Source organism: Leifsonia soli, assembly GCF_013408745.1.
Lineage (GTDB): Bacteria > Actinomycetota > Actinomycetes > Actinomycetales > Microbacteriaceae > Leifsonia > Leifsonia soli.
On record NZ_JACCBJ010000001.1, the window covers coordinates 802,663 to 819,289 of the forward strand.

At 72.2% G+C, this 16,627-nt stretch carries 17 protein-coding genes; 14 read left to right on the top strand and 3 right to left on the bottom strand.

What is annotated here, in order from left to right; genetic code table 11:
* The first annotated feature begins 135 nt into the window (after window positions 1–135).
* From BJ963_RS03885 to BJ963_RS03925, 9 genes are all read left to right on the top strand, one after another.
* The gene (locus tag BJ963_RS03885; RefSeq protein WP_343037224.1) at window positions 136–1,356 is read left to right on the top strand and encodes an alpha/beta hydrolase; all 1,221 of its coding nucleotides are present in this window, start codon (window positions 136–138) and stop codon (window positions 1,354–1,356) included.
* A gap of 53 nt (window positions 1,357–1,409) precedes the next feature.
* On the top strand, window positions 1,410–3,170 hold the full coding sequence (locus BJ963_RS03890; protein WP_179454756.1) for an alkaline phosphatase family protein: 1,761 nt from the start codon (window positions 1,410–1,412) through the stop codon (window positions 3,168–3,170).
* A gap of 65 nt (window positions 3,171–3,235) precedes the next feature.
* Window positions 3,236–3,547 carry an Asp-tRNA(Asn)/Glu-tRNA(Gln) amidotransferase subunit GatC gene (gene gatC / locus BJ963_RS03895; RefSeq protein ID WP_089911626.1) on the top strand — a complete coding sequence of 104 codons (312 nt, stop codon included), beginning with the start codon at window positions 3,236–3,238 and terminating at the stop codon, window positions 3,545–3,547.
* A gap of 6 nt (window positions 3,548–3,553) precedes the next feature.
* A complete protein-coding gene (gatA, locus tag BJ963_RS03900; RefSeq protein WP_179454758.1) occupies window positions 3,554–5,101 on the top strand; it encodes an Asp-tRNA(Asn)/Glu-tRNA(Gln) amidotransferase subunit GatA in 1,548 nt (515 codons plus the stop codon).
* Entirely contained in the window at window positions 5,101–6,621 is a 1,521-nt protein-coding gene (gene gatB, locus BJ963_RS03905; RefSeq protein ID WP_179454760.1) for an Asp-tRNA(Asn)/Glu-tRNA(Gln) amidotransferase subunit GatB, read from the top strand. The genes gatA and gatB overlap by 1 nt, the downstream gene beginning before the upstream one ends.
* Before the next feature lie 10 nt (window positions 6,622–6,631).
* Window positions 6,632–7,204 (top strand): GNAT family N-acetyltransferase, encoded by a 573-nt coding sequence (locus BJ963_RS03910; RefSeq protein WP_179454762.1) that lies wholly within the window; start codon window positions 6,632–6,634, stop codon window positions 7,202–7,204.
* Window positions 7,205–7,208: 4 nt separating this feature from the next.
* Complete coding sequence (locus tag BJ963_RS03915; protein WP_179454764.1) at window positions 7,209–7,763, top strand: YbaK/EbsC family protein; 555 nt, start codon at window positions 7,209–7,211, stop codon at window positions 7,761–7,763.
* A gap of 10 nt (window positions 7,764–7,773) precedes the next feature.
* On the top strand, window positions 7,774–8,694 hold the full coding sequence (locus BJ963_RS03920) for an oxygenase MpaB family protein (protein ID WP_179454766.1): 921 nt from the start codon (window positions 7,774–7,776) through the stop codon (window positions 8,692–8,694).
* A 46-nt stretch (window positions 8,695–8,740) separates the two neighbouring features.
* The gene (locus tag BJ963_RS03925) at window positions 8,741–9,253 is read left to right on the top strand and encodes a PaaI family thioesterase (RefSeq protein WP_089911609.1); all 513 of its coding nucleotides are present in this window, start codon (window positions 8,741–8,743) and stop codon (window positions 9,251–9,253) included.
* 15 nt (window positions 9,254–9,268) lie between these two features.
* Here BJ963_RS03925 and BJ963_RS03930 read toward each other — a convergent pair whose 3' ends face one another.
* Window positions 9,269–11,014: a long-chain-fatty-acid--CoA ligase gene (locus BJ963_RS03930; RefSeq protein ID WP_179454768.1), complete on the bottom strand. Its 1,746-nt coding sequence runs from the start codon at window positions 11,012–11,014 to the stop codon at window positions 9,269–9,271.
* 10 nt (window positions 11,015–11,024) lie between these two features.
* Window positions 11,025–11,687, bottom strand: a complete 663-nt coding sequence (locus tag BJ963_RS03935) for an SDR family oxidoreductase (protein ID WP_089911601.1) — start codon at window positions 11,685–11,687, stop codon at window positions 11,025–11,027.
* 98 nt (window positions 11,688–11,785) lie between these two features.
* Here BJ963_RS03935 and BJ963_RS03940 point away from each other — a divergent pair, with 98 nt between their 5' ends.
* From BJ963_RS03940 to BJ963_RS03955, 4 genes are all read left to right on the top strand, one after another.
* Window positions 11,786–12,088 (top strand): DUF6412 domain-containing protein, encoded by a 303-nt coding sequence (locus tag BJ963_RS03940; protein WP_089911599.1) that lies wholly within the window; start codon window positions 11,786–11,788, stop codon window positions 12,086–12,088.
* A gap of 90 nt (window positions 12,089–12,178) precedes the next feature.
* The gene (locus BJ963_RS03945) at window positions 12,179–12,952 is read left to right on the top strand and encodes a YidC/Oxa1 family membrane protein insertase (RefSeq protein ID WP_179454770.1); all 774 of its coding nucleotides are present in this window, start codon (window positions 12,179–12,181) and stop codon (window positions 12,950–12,952) included.
* Between the two features lie 69 nt (window positions 12,953–13,021).
* Complete coding sequence (locus BJ963_RS03950; protein ID WP_246297985.1) at window positions 13,022–13,351, top strand: hypothetical protein; 330 nt, start codon at window positions 13,022–13,024, stop codon at window positions 13,349–13,351.
* 78 nt (window positions 13,352–13,429) lie between these two features.
* The gene (locus tag BJ963_RS03955; RefSeq protein ID WP_179454774.1) at window positions 13,430–14,158 is read left to right on the top strand and encodes a hypothetical protein; all 729 of its coding nucleotides are present in this window, start codon (window positions 13,430–13,432) and stop codon (window positions 14,156–14,158) included.
* A gap of 122 nt (window positions 14,159–14,280) precedes the next feature.
* Here BJ963_RS03955 and BJ963_RS03960 read toward each other — a convergent pair whose 3' ends face one another.
* Entirely contained in the window at window positions 14,281–15,285 is a 1,005-nt protein-coding gene (locus BJ963_RS03960; RefSeq protein ID WP_179454776.1) for an aldo/keto reductase family protein, read from the bottom strand.
* Between the two features lie 57 nt (window positions 15,286–15,342).
* On the opposite strand from BJ963_RS03960, the gene dinB reads away from it, so the two are divergent.
* On the top strand, window positions 15,343–16,617 hold the full coding sequence (gene dinB / locus BJ963_RS03965) for a DNA polymerase IV (RefSeq protein ID WP_343037225.1): 1,275 nt from the start codon (window positions 15,343–15,345) through the stop codon (window positions 16,615–16,617).
* The last annotated feature ends 10 nt before the right edge of the window (window positions 16,618–16,627 follow it).

Here is a 16,627-nt window from a genome sequence, read left to right on the forward strand (position 1 = left end):
CCGGACGGAGTGCTGGTCGGCTTTGCAGCTGTTCTCACTGTCACCTCGGCGGTCTCCGGACTGACCGGGGCCTTTGTGCTGCCTGCCGACGCCCCCGCTGCGCCGATCGCGGCGGTGTCCTACGCTTCCGTCCCGGTGCCCGGCGCCTCGGCCTCCGGCCCCGTCTCGGACGTCCCCGCCGGACCTGCGGCGCGCTCCGCGTCGACGGCGCTGCTCGGCGCCATCGCGAGCGTGGACGCATCGGCGCTCCCGTCGTTCCTCGACGCCAACCGCGCCAAGCTCGACGCGCTCCTCCTCGACGCACCGGCCGCCGTGGATGTGAGTCGGCTGTGGAACCTCATCGACCCCGACAAGCAGAAGGCGCTCATCCAGGCCGCCCCGCACGTCATCGGCAATCTGGAGGGCGTGCCCTACGACGTGCGCGGCCGTGCCAACAGCCTCGACCTCAAGCAGACCATCGCCAGCGTCACCCGAACGCTCAAGACCGAGCACGGGCGCGCGGAGCGGGTCGCGCTGCAGCGGCAGCTCAAGACCCTGCACAACGTCTCCACCGCTCTCGCGAAGCACGACGGGGTCGCGAGGACGCTGGTGACCCTCGACCCGTCGGCGGACGCCAAGGCGGCGATCGTTGTCGGCGATATCCGCACGGCGGACTACGTGAGCGTGCTGGTCCCGGGCATGTACATGTCCGTCGGGGAGCAGATCGAGGCGTGGGCGAAGGTCGCGCAGGAGCAGTACGACCTGCAGACCGGTTTCCTCCGCCGCATCCTCGGCCCGCGCGGCCACGGGGGAGCCCCGGGCGTCGCGGTCGTCGCCTGGATCGGCTACCAGACGCCGGTGCTCACCAACATCGGCGGGACGGCCCTGGCGGAGCAGGGGGCGGACAGCCTGGAGCGCACGCTGGAGGGCATCCGGGCGCTGCGCGGAGCCGACCAGCCCTACCTGAGCGTGTTCGCGCACTCCTACGGCTCCACGGCCGCGCTCATGGCGCTCGAGCGGCACACGGTGACGGTGGACGCGCTGGCTCTGATGGGATCGCCGGGCAGCGCGGCGCAGTCGGTCGCCGGACTCGCGGTGAGCGACGGGAACGTGTTCGTCGGAGAGGCGCCGATGGACCCGATCGTCAACAGCGCCTTCTTCGGCAGCGACCCCGGCTCGCCCGGGTACGGCGCGAAGCCGATGGGGGTGGATGGCGCGGTCGATCCGCTGACGCACGCGTCGCTCGCCGGCTCGTCGGGCCACAATGCGTACTTCACCGCGGGGACCGAGTGCATGAGGAACCTCGCCATGATCGGCATCGACCGCGGCGACCTGGTCATCTCGGGCACGAGCGCCGCCAGCACGTCGTCGCACTGAAGGCATCCCGAGCCTCCGCGCGTGTGTCGGCGGGGCAGCACATAATGGATGGGATGCGACCGGATGACGACCCCTCCCGCCCCGAGCCCCGCGGCTCCAGCAGGCGCGCGTTCCTGAAGGGCGCCGGGCTGGTCGCCGCCGGTGCTGTCGCCGGGGGTGCGGCAGGCGGCGCGGCTGGTGCGGCGTTCGGCGTGGCCGCCGGGCAGACCTCCCCGACCGCGGACGAGTCGGGCGAGGAGTACCCGCCGCTTCCCCCGCGAGGCGGAGGGCCGGGGTTCGACCACCTGGTCGTGCTCATGTACGAGAACCGCTCGTTCGACAACCTGCTCGGTCACCTCTACGACGAGGAGACCCTGCCGGAGGGCAAGCGGTTCGAGGGGCTGGCATTCGGCGACTACAGCAATCCCGACCCCGCGGGCGGCCCGGACATCCCCGCGCACATCTACCAGGGCACCACCGACTTCGTGATGCGGCAGCCGTCGCCCGACCCGGGCGAGGTCTATCCGCACGTCAACACCCAGCTGTACGAGGTGATCGATCCGCCGTCGAACGCGGATGCGCGCCTGCGCGAGATGCAGCCGCCGTACAACGCGCCGAAGCCGGGGGCCCGGCCGACCATGCGCGGTTTCGTCCGCGACTATCAGGGCGTGCTCCGCAAGGACACCGGCCGCGAGCCGGGCGTGGACGACTACCGCCGGGTGATGGGCGGCTTCTCGCCCGACATGCTTCCGGTCTTCTCCACCCTCGCCCGGCAGTTCGCCGTCTACGACGACTGGCACTGCGCCGTGCCGTCGCAGACATTCTGCAACCGCTCGTTCTTCCACGCCTCCACCTCGCACGGCTACGTCGACAACGGGGGAGCCGAGGGCCTCCGCAAGTGGTTCGACCCGAAGAACGACACCCCGACCATCTTCAACCGGCTGGAGGAGGCGGGCCGCAGCTGGCGGGTCTACTTCGACGACCGGCAGCTGATCTCGCTGACCGGCTTCATCCACGCGCCGGCGCTCGAGCCGTACTGGAAGACCCACTTCCGCACGATGTCGCAGTTCTACGCGGATGCGGCCGAGGGCACCCTGCCGGATTACGCGTTCGTCGAGCCCCGGCTGCTCTACGACCACAACGACATGCACCCGCCGGGCGGTCCGATGACGGGGGAGGACGTCGCCGGCGAGGTCATCGTCGGCGGCGCGATCTCCGACGTGCGCGCGGGCGACCTGCTGCTGCACCGCGTGTACTCGGCCATCCGCTCTGCGCGCAGCGCGAAGGGCTCGAACGCGCTCAACACCATGCTGCTGGTGACGTTCGACGAGCACGGCGGCACCTACGACCACGTTCCGCCCGGCCCTGCGACCCCGCCCGACGACAGCGGCCCCGGCGAGAACGGCTTCGGGTTCGACCGCCTCGGCGTGCGGGTCCCCGCCATCGCGATCTCCGCCTACACCGAGCGCAACACGATCATCCACGAGGAGATGCACCATTCCGCGGTCGTCGCCACGCTCTGCAAGAAGTTCGGGATGAAGCACCTCACGGCGCGCGACCGCGGCGCCCGCACGATCGACAACGCGATCAACCGCACCTCCCCGCGGCAGCCGGGGACGTGGCCGGACACGCATCCGCAGTACCTCCCCGCGAACCCGGAATCGGATGCGCCTGCGCCGCAGGACGAGGACCGCCCGCTGAGCCCGCCCGGCGTCGGTCTCGTCGGTCTGCTGATGGCGCGCTACGGCGCGCCCGGCGCGGCGGTGCCGCGCACCTACAAGGAGGCGTACCACGCGGTCGACGGGCTGGGGCGCGGGCTGTTCGGCTCGCCCTAGAATCGAGAGGGCGGGTTGCGACACCAGCTCCCGTCACCCACCACCGAATCCACGGAGACGCACCCTTGTCTGAAACCAGCGCAAGCGAGATCAGCGCAGAGCAGGTCGCGCACCTGGCCAACCTCGCCAGGATCGACCTCAGCCCGGAAGAGCTCGAGAGCCTCACGAAGGAGCTCGGCCAGATCGTCGAGTCCGTCGCGAAGGTGCAGGAGGTGGCCGGGCCGGATGTGCCGGCGACCAGCCACCCGCTCCCGCTCACCAACGTGTTCCGCCGGGACGAGGTGCGGCCGTCGCTGACCGTCGAGCAGGCGCTGTCCGGTGCTCCGGAGCGCGAGGGCGACCGCTTCAAGGTGCCCACCATCCTGGACGAGGAGTAGGACGACATGACCGATCTGATCAGGCTCTCCGCCTCCGCCCTCGCCGAGAAGCTCGCCGCGGGAGAGGTCTCGTCCGTCGAGGCCGTCCGCGCCCACCTCGACCGCATCGAGTCCGTCGACACCGACGTGCACGCGTTCCTCCACGTCGCCGCCGAGAAAGCCATCCGCACGGCCGCCGAGATCGACGGCCGCCGCGCTGCCGGCGACCCGCTCGGACCGCTCGCCGGGGTCCCCATCGCGATCAAGGACGTCCTCGCGACCGAGGACATGCCGTCCACCTCCGGCTCCAAGATCCTCGAGGGCTGGATCCCGCCCTACGACGCGACCGTGGTCCGCCGCCTCCGCGAGGCCGACCTCGTTCCGCTCGGCAAGACGAACATGGACGAGTTCGCCATGGGCTCCTCCACCGAGCACTCGGCGTACGGCCCGACCCGCAACCCGTGGGACCTGGAGCGCATCCCGGGCGGATCGGGCGGAGGCTCCGCCGCGGCCGTCTCGGCCTTCGAGGCGCCGCTCGCACTCGGCTCCGACACCGGCGGCTCGATCCGCCAGCCGGCCGCGGTGACCGGCTCGGTCGGCGTGAAGCCGACCTACGGCGGTGTCAGCCGGTACGGCGCGATCGCCCTGGCGAGCTCGCTCGACCAGGTGGGCCCGGTGTCGCGGAGCGTGCTCGACGCCGGCCTCCTGCACGACGTCATCGCCGGTCACGACCCGCTCGACTCCACCTCGCTCACCGACACCTGGCCGTCGATGGCGGACGCCGCCCTCGCCGGCCGGCGGGAGGGCGCCCTGAAGGGCGTGCGCGTCGGTGTCATCCGCGAGATCGCCGGCGACGGTTTCCAGGCGGGCGTCAAGCAGCGCTTCGACGAGGCGCTCGCCCTGCTGGAGTCCGCCGGGGCGGAGATCGTCGAGGTCAGCGCCCCGAGCTTCGAGTACGCGGTCGCCGCGTACTACCTGATCCTCCCCGCGGAGGCGTCGAGCAACCTCGCTCGTTTCGACTCGGTGCGCTTCGGTCTGCGCGTCGACCCCGCCGACCCGCCCGTGACCGTCGAGCGCGTCATGGCCGCCACGCGCGACGCGGGCTTCGGCCCGGAGGTCAAGCGCCGCATCATCCTGGGCACCTACGCCCTGAGCGCCGGCTACTACGACGCCTACTACGGCAGCGCGCAGAAGGTGCGCACGCTCATCCAGCGCGACTTCTCGGCCGCGTTCGAGCGGGTGGATGTGCTGGTCAGCCCGAGCGCGCCGACCACCGCGTTCAAGCTGGGCGAGAAGATCGACGACCCGATGGCGATGTACCTGAACGACATCACCACGATCCCGGCGAACCTGGCCGGGGTGCCGGGGATGGGGCTCCCGATCGGCCTCGCGCCGGAGGACGGCCTGCCGGTCGGCCTCCAGCTGATGGCGCCGGCCCGCGCGGACGCCCGGCTCTACACGATCGGAGCGGCGCTCGAGCAGCTCCTCGAAGAGAAGTGGGGCGGCCCGCTGCTCAGCCAGGCGCCGGATCTGACCGCCACCGAGATGTTCGCGAGCGAAGAGGGAGCCGTCTGATGGCGAACGCCACTGCCCACACAGCGGAGCTGATGGACTACGAGAAGGCGCTGGAGCTGTTCGAGCCCGTTCTCGGCTTCGAGGTCCACGTCGAGCTGAACACCAAGACCAAGATGTTCTGCGGCTGCGCCAACGAGTTCGGCTCCGGCGCGAACACGAACACCTGCCCCACCTGCCTCGGGCTCCCGGGCGGAATGCCGCAGGTGAACGAGAAGGCGATCGAGTCGAGCATCCGGCTGGGTCTCGCGCTCGGCTGCGACATCGCCGCGTCGAGCCGCTTCGCCCGGAAGAACTACTTCTACCCGGACCTCGCCAAGAACTTCCAGACCTCGCAGTACGACGAGCCGATCGCGCACGACGGCGCGATCACCATCGAGCTGGAGAACGGCCGCGAGCTCACGATCGAGATCGAGCGCGCGCACATGGAGGAGGACGCGGGCAAGCTCACCCACGTGGGCGGGGCGACCGGCCGCATCCAGGGCGCGGACTACTCCCTCGTCGACTTCAACCGCGGCGGCGTTCCGCTTGTCGAGATCGTCACCAAGATCATCGAGGGCGCCGAGGCGGACGCACCGGAGGTCGGCCGGACGTACGTTCGCGCCATCCGCGACATCGTGAAGGCGCTCGGCGTCTCCAACGCCCGCATGGAGGAGGGGAACGTGCGCTGCGACGCGAACGTCTCCCTGCGCCGCCGCGGGTCGACGGAGCTCGGCACACGCACTGAGACGAAGAACGTCAACTCGCTGCGCTCGATCGAGCGCGCGGTGCGCTACGAGATCCAGCGACAGGCCGCGATCCTCGAGGCGGGCGGCACCATCGTCCAGGAGACGCGCCACTGGCACGAGGACTCCGGCACGACGAGCGCCGGGCGCCCCAAGTCGGACGCGGACGACTACCGCTACTTCCCGGAGCCCGACCTCGTGCCGGTCGCCCCGAGCAGCGAGTGGATCGAGGAGCTCCGCGGAACGCTCCCGGAGCAGCCGACGCTGCGCCGGAAGCGCCTCACCGCCGAGTGGGGCTTCACCGCGCTCGAGTTCCAGGACGTCGCCAACGCCGACCTCCTCGACGAGGTCGAGGCCACGATCGCCGCCGGCGCCACCCCCTCCGCCGCGCGCAAGTGGTGGACGGGCGAGATCGCACGACTTGCGAACGCGCAGAACGTCCCCGCCGGCACGCTGGTCAGCCCGCAGAACGTCGCCGAGCTGGCCGCGCTGATCGAGGCGGGAACGCTCACCGACCGCCTCGCGCGTCAGGTGCTCGAGGGCGTCGTCGCGGGGGAGGGACGGCCCCAGGAGGTCGTCGACGCCCGCGGGCTCGCGGTGGTCTCCGACGACGGCGCGCTGATCGCGGCCATCGACGACGCGCTGGCGGCACAGCCGGACGTTCTGGCGAAGATCCGCGACGGCAAGGTGCAGGCCGCCGGCGCCGTCATCGGCGCCGTCATGAAGGCGATGCGCGGCCAGGCGGACGCGGCGCGCGTGCGCGAGCTGGTGCTCGAACGCGCGAACGCCGCCGAGTAGCCCCACGCCCGTGGGGAGCATCCTCGTCGAGCGTGTGACGGAGGAGAGCGCGGAGGCCGACGCCGCCGCGCTCTCCTCCGTGCTCGCGGCGACGGTGGCGGCCGGAGCGAGCGTCGGCTGGATCACGGCGCCGTCGGCGGCGGAGGCCACGGACTGGTGGCGGGCGCTGTTCGCCGACCCCGACGCGGCCAGCTGGGTCGCCCGCGGCGAGGACGGCCGTGCGATCGGCACCATCACCCTGGTGCGCTCCCCGAAGCCGAACGGCTCCCACCGCGGCGAGGTGGTCAAGCTGATGGTGCATCCCGCCGCCCGCGGGCGCGGCGTCGCACCCGCGCTGATGGAGGAGCTCGAACGGCACGCGGTGGAAACGGGGCTGACCCTGCTCGTGCTCGACACCGAGACCGGCAGCCGGGCCGAGGGGCTGTACCGGCGGTGGGGCTGGGACGCGGCCGGCAGCATCCCGGATTTCGCCGTCAGCCCGTCGGGCGTGCTGCACGGCACCACCGTCATGTACAAGCGGCTGGGCCGCGGCGGCGACGGACCCGAGCTGTTTGCGGACTCCCAGGCGGCGCGGGCAGAGTAGGCGCATGGGCGTCTTCACTCTCGGCGGTCTGACCTCCGCACCGGCTTCCTCCCGCACCGACCTGCTCGCGCCGCCGACGCTCGCAGCGCTCGACGCGCTCGGCTGGCTGGACGAGGTGGGCGTCGTCGAGATCGACCCCGACGTGTCCGACACCGCGGCGACGCGCGACGAGTTCGGGCTGGATGCGGGGGATCTGGCCAACTGCGTCGTGGTCGCGGGCAAGCGCGAGGGCGTCGAGCGGATCGCCGCGTGCGTCGTGCTCTCCACCACCCGCGCGGACGTCAACAACACGGTCAAGCGCCTGCTCGACGTGCGCAAGGCATCCTTCCTGCCGATGGAGCGGGCCGTCGAGCTGACCGGCATGGAGTACGGCGGCATCACGCCCATCGGTCTGCCCGCCGGCTGGCCGGTGCTCGTCGACGCCCGCGTGATCGACGACGGCGTCGTGATCATCGGCTCCGGCGTCCGACGCTCGAAGCTCCTCCTCCCCGGCCGGCTGCTCGGCGAGCTACCCGAGGCGCGGGTGATCGACGGCCTCGGCCTCGAGATCCCGGGATGAGCGGGCCCGCATGACCGGAGCCGCCGTCGAACGGGTGCTCGCGCCCGTCCGTTCCCGTCTGATCGAGACGCTCGCCGGGCGGTCGGACGAGGTGCCCGCGTGGATCCTGCGGCTGGAGGACGGCGAGGACGCGGGCTACTTCGGTCCGGGCAGCGCCGCGTGGGCGGTCCACGGCGGAATGCCGACGCTGGTCGCGGGTGTCCGCGCCCTGCTGCTGCAGGCTCTGCACCCGGGCGCGCTGGCCGGGGTGCGCGACTTCTCCCGCTACCGGGAGGATCCGCTCGGCCGGCTGGCCGGCACCATCCAGTGGATCCACACCGTCACCTTCGGCAGCCGCGGGCAGGCGGTCGCCGGCTCGGAGATGGTCCGCTCCCTGCACCGTCGCGTCACCGGCAGCTACGTCGACGGGCACGGCGTGGAACGGCCGTACTCGGCCAACGACCCCGACCTCGCCCGCTGGGTCCATCTCGCCTTCACCGACGCCTTCCTGACGGCGCACGAGAACTGGGGCGGGCCCATCCCCGGTGGCGCCGACGGCTACGTCGCCGAGTGGGCGACGGCGGCGGAGCTCATGGGGGTACCCGACGCTCCGCGTTCGGCCGCGGCGCTGCGTGCCGAGATCGACGCCGTCACCGATGCGGGGGAGCTGCGCGGCGGCCCGGAGGTCGAGGAGATCGTCCGCTTCATCCGGCGGGCGCCGCTGCGCCGGATGCTGCGGCCGTCGTACCGCATCGTCTTCCGCGCGGCGGTGTCGACGCTGGAGCCGCGGCACCGCGATCTGCTCGGGTTGCCGGCCACGGCGGCCGAACGCGTGCTGCCGCTGCACGGAGCGACCTCCGCCGTGCTCGCCGGAGCGCGCACGCTGCTGGGCCCGCAGACGCAGGCCGAGCTCGCCGCTCGGCGGCGGCTCGCCCGGCTCGCGGGCGCCTGACCAGCGAGCGCTGACCGGGGACCATCGCGCGTGCGAGGATGACGGCATGCACGACGCCGGCACGGACCAGACCCGCACCCGCACCGTCCACTGGGAGGACCCGGCACCGGGCGTCGCCCGGATGCCCACGATGACCGGCCTGGAGTACCTCCGGTCGATGCTGCGCGGCGAGCTGCCGCCTCCTCCGATCACCGAGCTGATGCGGATGACGCTGGTCGCCGCCGACCCGGGCACCGCCACGTTCACGTGCGAACCCGACGAGTCGCACTACAACCCGATCGGCACGGTCCACGGCGGGTTCGTGTGCACGGTGCTCGACTCCGCTCTGGGGTGCGCCGTGCAGACGACACTGCCGCAGGGGCAGGGCTACACGTCCATCCAGATCACCGTCAACTACCTGCGCCCGGTGCACGCCGGGACGGGTCCGCTGACCTGCACCGCGACCGTGACGAAGCCCGGCAACCGCGTCGCCTTCGCCGACGGTGTGATCACCGATGCTGCGGGAAAGACGGTCGCGACGGCGACCGGATCTCTGCTGGTCTTCCCGATCGGCGACTGACCCGGCCCGCGCCTGCTACTGAGGCCGTGCGGCGAGCAGCTGGTCGCGCACCTTGCGGCGGATGACCTTGCCGACGATGGAGCGCGGCAGCTCGTCCACCTGCACGACGTGCTTGGGCACCTTGTACGGCGTGAGGCAGTCGCGGCCGAACGCCCGGATGGCCTCCTCGTCGAAGGAGGCGCCCGGCTCCATCACGACGGCGGCGACCACGTCCTCGCCGCCGCGGCGGTGGGGGAGGCCGACCACGGCCACGTCGGCGACGCCCGGGAAGGAGCGCAGAGCGTCCTCCACCTCGGTCGGCGACACATTGAAGCCACCGGTGACGATGAGCTCCTTGATGCGGTCGACGATGCGGACGAAGCCGTCCTCATCCATCGTCACGATGTCTCCGGTGCGGAACCAGCCGTCGTCCGAGAAGACCTTCGCGGTCTCGTCGGGCTTCCGCCAGTAGCCCGAGAACACCTGCGGACCGCGGGCGAGCAGCTCGCCCTCCTCGCCGAACGCCCGGTCGACCGAGGGGTCGTCCGGGTCCGCGACGCGCAGCTCGGTGCTCGGCAGGGGCAGGCCCACCGTGCCCTCGCGCCTGGTCGCTCCGACCGGGTTGGCCATGAGCACGGGCGAGCACTCCGAGAGGCCGTAGCCCTCCACGAGGTAGCCGCCGGTCTCGTGCTCCCAGAGGTCGACGATGCCCTGCGGCAGGCTCATCGCGCCCGAGATGGCGATCTGGATGCCGGAGAGCGACACCTTCCGCTTCTCGGCCGCCTGCACCAGCCGCTCGTAGATCGGAGGGACCGCGGGGAGGAACGTCGCGGGGTGCTTCTTCACCACATCCAGCACCAGGTCGGGGTCGAACTTGGGGAACAGCACCAGGCGTGCTCCCATGCTCATGGCGAAGGTGAGGCAGAGCGTGAGCCCGTAGGCGTGGAACAGCGGGAGCACCGCGTAGACGACGGACGTGCCCCGCTCGATGGTCGGCACCCAGGCGCGGGACTGCGCCGCGTTCACATTCAGGTTGCCGTGGCTGAGCATGGCGCCCTTCGGAAGTCCCGTGGTGCCGGACGTGTACTGGATGAGCGCCAGGTCGTCGCTCTCCGGGCGCGGGGAGGTCTTCGCGATGCGGCGGGAGGCGACCAGGGAGTCCCAGGCGATCGTTCCCGACGCCTTCGCGGTCAGCTGCTCGCGCGCCGTGCGCGCGGCCGGGACAGGCAGCCGCAGGGCGAACCGCTTGGCGGCCGGCATGGCGCGGGTGAGGTCGACCGAGATGATCGTGGTGACCCCGAGGTCGGCCGGGAGGTCCTGCACGGTGGCGGCCACCTTGTCCCAGACGATCGCGACGGTCGCGCCGTGGTCCTCGAACTGGTGGCGGAGCTCGCGCGGCGTGTACAGCGGGTTGTGCTCGACCACCACCGCGCCCAGACGCAGCACGGCGTAGAACGCCGCGACGTGCTGGGGGCAGTTCGGCAGCACCAGGGCGACCCGGTCTCCCTTCGAGACGCCGAGCTTCCTGAGCCCCTCTGCGGCGCGCTCGATCTGGTCGCCCAGCTCGGCGTAGGTCGTCGTCGCGCCGAAGAACTCGAGCGCGACGTGTTTTCCGTACGTCTTGACCGACTCGTCGATGAGGTGCGACAGCGATCCGGACGGCACCTCCACCTCGGCGGGAACCCCCGGCGCGTAGCCGGCGATCCAAGGCTTCGAGTCGTACGGCGGGTGGTCGGCGCCCGCGGTCGCGGCTCCGTCGCTGGTGGCGCTGTCGGTGGTCACGGCGGCAAGCCTACGCGGAGGCGACCTGCGCCCGCACGGCGTCCACGATCGGGGTGTCGCCCCCGATGACCTCCCACTGGCGCCCGATCGACCCCGGCTCGTCGAGCACGGCGGCGATGAGGGCGGCGACATCCTCGCGGGCGATGCTGCCGCGCGGGACGCTGTCGCCGAGCGTGATGCGCCCGGTGCCCTCGTCGGTGGTCAGCCCGCCGGGGCGGAGGATGGTCCAGTCGAGCCCGGAGTCGCGGAGCGCGGCGTCGGCGTCGCGCTTGGCCTCGACGTACGCCTTCCACACCGGGTCGGCGTCGTCGACCGGGGCGTCGACGCCCCAGGCCGAGACCTGCACGAACCGGCGGATGCCGGCCGCTGCGGCCGCCTGCTGCGCCTTCACCGACCCGCCGTAGTCGACGGTGCGCTTCCGCTCGATGCCGGAGCCGGCACCGGCGCCCGCGGTGAAGACGACGGCGTCGCAGCCGCTGATCGCCGCAGCGAGCGCGTCGGCGTCCGCCTTCTCGATGTCGACGAGGGCACCGAGGCCACCGAGCCGGTAGACGTCCTCGGCGTGCTCGTCGTTGCGGACGACGCCGACGAAGTCGTCACCGCGGTCGTAGAGCACCCGCATGAGCTGCTGGGCGACTTTTCCGTGGGCTCCGATGATCGCGACTCGAGTCATGACCCCATCCTTCCACCGAGTGTCGACGGGATGCGACACGCGTCCGCCTCGCGCGAACGCTCTCGGCGTTCCGGACGCGCTCTGTTACGGTCGACTCCATGACCGCCCTGCTCGAGCTTCTCGGACGCACTCTCGCGTCCGTGCTCGGCGTGGTCGGCGGCGGCAGCCCGGCCGGAGTCGTAGCGCTGGCCGGTGTCGCCGGCGCTCTCGGTCTCGTGGCCGTCGTCGCCGCGGCGGCGCTGCGGTCGGTGGCGGCTCTCGCCGCCTCCCTGCGGGTGCGCTCCGCGTGGTCCCGGCCGATCCTCCCGGTCGCCGGGTGGCTCGCCGAGAGCCAGTCGGCTCCGGATGCCGACGGCCGGCCGCGCCCCAGGGCGCCCGGCATCGCCCTGCCGGTCGCGTAGCCGCACCCCGGATCCCGCCACCCGGCGGACGGAGGCGCCCGCGCGACCAGACGCGTCCGCATCCGTCCGAATCGCAGGGATCACACCATCATGGACTTCTACTCCTGGCCGCCGATCGCGGCCCTCCTCGACGGGGCGTACGGCCTCGTCACCGCCCTCTCCGACGCCGTCGAACCGATCGCCGGGACGGCCGCCGGTCTCGTCGCCGTCGTCGTCCTGACGCTGCTCGTCCGCGTCGTCCTCATCCCCGTCGGTGTCAGCCAGGTGCGCGCCGAGTACCACCGGCGGCGCATCGCACCCCGACTCGCCGAGCTGCAGAGGCGCCACGCGGGCGACCGCGAGACCCTCGCGCAGAAGACGATGGAGCTGTACCGGGAGGAGCAGGTGTCGCCGTTCGCCGGGATGCTGCCGCTGCTCGCCCAGATCCCCGTCGTGACACTGCTCTACGCCGTGTTCACGCATCCCACCATCGCCGGTCACGCCAACGCGCTGCTCGGCGAGCACGCCTTCGGGGCGCCGCTCGGCACCAGCTTCGTCGGCCTGACGGGAGCCTCGGCCGGCGTCTGGCCCGCGATGCTCGTCTACCTGGGCGTCCTCGCCCTGATCGCCATCGTGACCACCGTCTCCCGTCGGGTGCTGACGCTGCCGCAGCCGGAGGGGTCGACGGCGCCGACCGGGATGCTCCGTGCGCTCTCGTTCCTGCCGTACGTGACCGTGGTGTTCGCGGCGTTCGTCCCGCTCGCGGCCGCCGTCTACATCCTCACGTCCACCACCTGGACCGTCGCAGAACGGTGGACGCTGCGACGCCTCCTCGACCCGGCCCGGCGAACTGGCGGGTCCGCACGGCCGACGACGTCGCACTGAGCCGATCCAGTGCGGACCCTGAGGCGGCGCTGAGGCCTCCCACAGCCGCGTGGTGGCAGCATGGACCGCATGTGGAGACGCGCATCCGGTGACCGATCGACGGCAGGCAGGGGGGCGGAGACCTCCGGGAGCCGGGGACCCGGCCTCGGCGTCGGCGTCCAGGTGTACGTGCGGGAGCACGAGCCGGCGACGTCGGACGACTGGGTCGGCGAGCCGACCGGCGTGATCGTCGCGCCGGGCGACCGGGGCCTCCGCAACGTCTACGGTCCGCAGGACGGGCTGACGACGTGGACGGTGTCCTTCTTCGAGCCCCAGCACCGCCGCGACGGACGCGGGCCGTACGAGACCGCGGTCATCCCGGCGTCGCTGCTGGTCGCCGAAGAGCCCTACGACCGTTGATCGTGCCCGTCCCGGCCCGCGGCTGAACCGGTTCGGCACCCCCTACCTCCCGGCGCGCCGCGAACCTACAATGTCGGCATGTTCGTCGAGGGCACCCTTCGATGGCAGGTCACGGAGGACTGCCCGTGGGACCTGCTCGTCGCCCTCGCCGTGCGCGAGCTCGCCGGCCTCGACGGCCGGGTGGAGCCTGCGCTTCCGCGGGTCGAACCGGCGGTGGTCCCTGTGCTCCAGTCGCGGCGCACGGAGGCGGCGGACGGGCGGGGGACGTCCGCGCCCGTCCAGCGCGCCCGGCCGGCTCCCGTCATCCACCCCGCTCGCCCTGCCGGACGCCCCGCAGCGCCGGCGGCCGACGCCGGGGGACCGGGGGATGACCGCATCGCGGCCCTGGCCCGGCAGTGGGAGGCGTGGTTCGAGGTCGCGGCCGACCGTCACCGCCGCCTGACGGCTCCGCTGCTGCGGCCCCCGCACTTCGCGGCGTTCGACCGGGTCATCGAGCTGCAGGACGCGGTGATCGCGCACTTCGATGCGGCGGCAGGCTGGGCGACGGCGCGGCACGCCGAATACCTGGCGGACAGCGCGGAGCACCACGCCCGGCGCGCCGCCGACATCGTGGATGTCGTTCGGGAGCGCGAACACGAGCTGCGGCGCCAGGCCGGGTACTTCCGGCTCGACATCGACGTGCTGCCGCTCGCCGAGAAGGGGACGTGGATCGTCGGGCCGCACACCGTGGTGGTCAGCGCGTCGCTGCGGAACGACTCCGTCGCGTTCCGCGACTGGCTGCGCCCCCTGGTCGCCGCCCTCGTCTGACGTCCCTCCCCGCCGAGTCGCGACACCATGTCACCACTCGGCGGGGATTCCGACAACGACTCACGACTCGACGGCCTGGCGGACAGGCGGCCAGAGGGGGAGGGGGAGGGGTGCGGGCGCGGTCAGGCGGGGCGACGGGCCGGGGAGGCGGTGAGCGCCGGGTCGGTCTGGGCGACGTCCCCGACGGCCTCGTCGATCCGGCCCATGATGTCGCCGGAGAGCCGGATGCCGGCGGCCGCGGCGTTCGACCGCACCTGCTCCGGGCGCGACGCCCCGACGATCGCGCCGGACACGTTCTGGTTCTGCAGCACCCACGCGACGGCGAGCTGCGCCATGGTGATGCCGAGCTCGTCCGCGATCGGCTGGAGCCCCTGGACGGCGGTCAGCACCTCATCGCGCAGGAAGCCGCGGATGGCGTCGGCGCCGCCCTTCGTGTCGGCCGCGCGGCTGCCCTCCGGCGCCTGCTGCCCGGGACGGTACTTGCCGGTGAGCACGCCCTGGGCGACGGGCGACCAGACGATCTGCGAGATCCCCAGCTCGCCCGAGGTCGGGACGACCTGCTTCTCGATGACCCTCCACAGCATCGAATACTGCGGCTGGTTCGAGATCAGCTGGACGTTGAGCTCCTTCGCGAGCGCGTGCCCCGCCCGCAGCTGGTCGGCCGTCCACTCGCTGACGCCGATGTAGAGGGCCTTGCCGGAGCGGACGACGTCGGCGAACGCCTGCATCGTCTCCTCGAGCGGGGTCTCGTGGTCGTAGCGGTGCGCCTGGTACAGGTCCACGTAGTCGGTTCCGAGGCGCTGCAGCGACCCGTCGATCGACTCGAGGATGTGCTTGCGCGAGAGCCCGACATCGTTGTGGCCCTTCGGACCGGTCGGCCAGTACACCTTGGTGAAGATCTCGAGGGAGGCGCGCCGCTGGTTCTTGAGGGCGTCGCCGAGCACCTGCTCCGCCACCGTGTTGGCGTACGCGTCCGCCGTGTCGAACGTGGTGATGCCCGCGTCGAGGGCGGCGTGGACGCACTCGGTCGCCGTGTCGTTCTCCACCTGCGAGCCGTGGGTGAGCCAGTTGCCGTAGATGATCTCGGAGATCTTGAGTCCGCTGTTGCCGAGGTACCTGAATTCCATGTGCCCAACGTATCCCCGTTCGTCGCGGGTGTCGGCGGAGGGTGAGAAGCTGGAGTCGTGGGACGAGCGGATGGCAGCCAGCGCCAGGTGAGCGCGTCCGACGTCGACGACTCCGAGTCCGCCATCCTGCATGTCGACATGGATGCGTTCTTCGCCTCCGTCGAGCTGCTGGAGCGTCCCGACGCGCGCGGCAAGCCGGCGATCGTCGGGCACGCCGGGGGCCGTGGCGTCGTCACGAGCGCGACCTACGAGGCGCGGCGGTACGGCGTCCGCAGCGCGATGCCGATGTCGCAGGCGCTGCGGCTGTGCCCGAACGCGATCATCCTGCCGCCGCACTACGAGCGCTACACCGAGTACTCGGCCAAGGTGATGGAGATCTTCCGCGAGGTCACTCCGCTGGTCGAGCCGCTCAGCATCGACGAGGCGTTCCTGGACGTGTCCGGCGCGCGCCGCCTCCTCGGCTCCCCGCGCCGCATCGCGGAGCTGATCCGCTCGCGCGTGTGGGAGGAGACCGGCCTGACGTGCTCGGTCGGGGTGGCCGCGACCAAGTTCATGGCGAAGCTCGCCTCGGGCCGTGCGAAGCCGGACGGCCTCCTGGTCATCCCGCGCGCGGAGACGCTCACGTTCCTCCGGCCGCTCCCGGTCGGCGCGCTCTGGGGTGTCGGCGCGAGCACGCAGGCGTCGCTCGAACGGATGGGTCTGCTGACGGTGGGCGACCTGGCGGACGCCCCGCTGCACGTGCTGCAGAAGGCGGTCGGCGATGCGGGCGGACGAAAGCTCCACGACCTCGCGAACGGGCGGGATGCGCGCCGCATCGTCACCGAGTCGCGCGAGAAGAGCATCGGCCACGAGAACACCTTCGGGACGGACGTCGGCGACCTCGACACGCTCCGCCGCGAGTTCCTGCGCCTGTCCGGCCGGGTCGGCGAACGCCTCCGCACGCACGCGATGATCGCCCGGACGGTGTCGATCAAGGTGCGGTTCTCCGACTTCCGCACGATCACCCGGTCGCGGACGCTCGCCGAGCCGACCAACGTCGGCAGACGGTTGTTCGAGGAGGCGTGGGATGTGTTCGGCGCCCTGAACCTCGACGTGCGGCAGACCCCGCTCCGGCTCATCGGCGTCCGTGCCGAGCAGCTGCTCGACGCGGGCGGCGACGCCGTCGCGCTGTGGGATCCGGACGAGGAGTGGCGGGAGACCGAGCGCACCCTCGACGCCGTGAGCGCGCGGTTCGGCCGCGGGATGATCGGCCCGGCCTCGCTGGTGCGCCGCGCGCGCGACGCGGACGAGGAGGAGCGCGACGGCCGGAACCCCCGGTACGTCAGCGACTGAACGGGCCTGG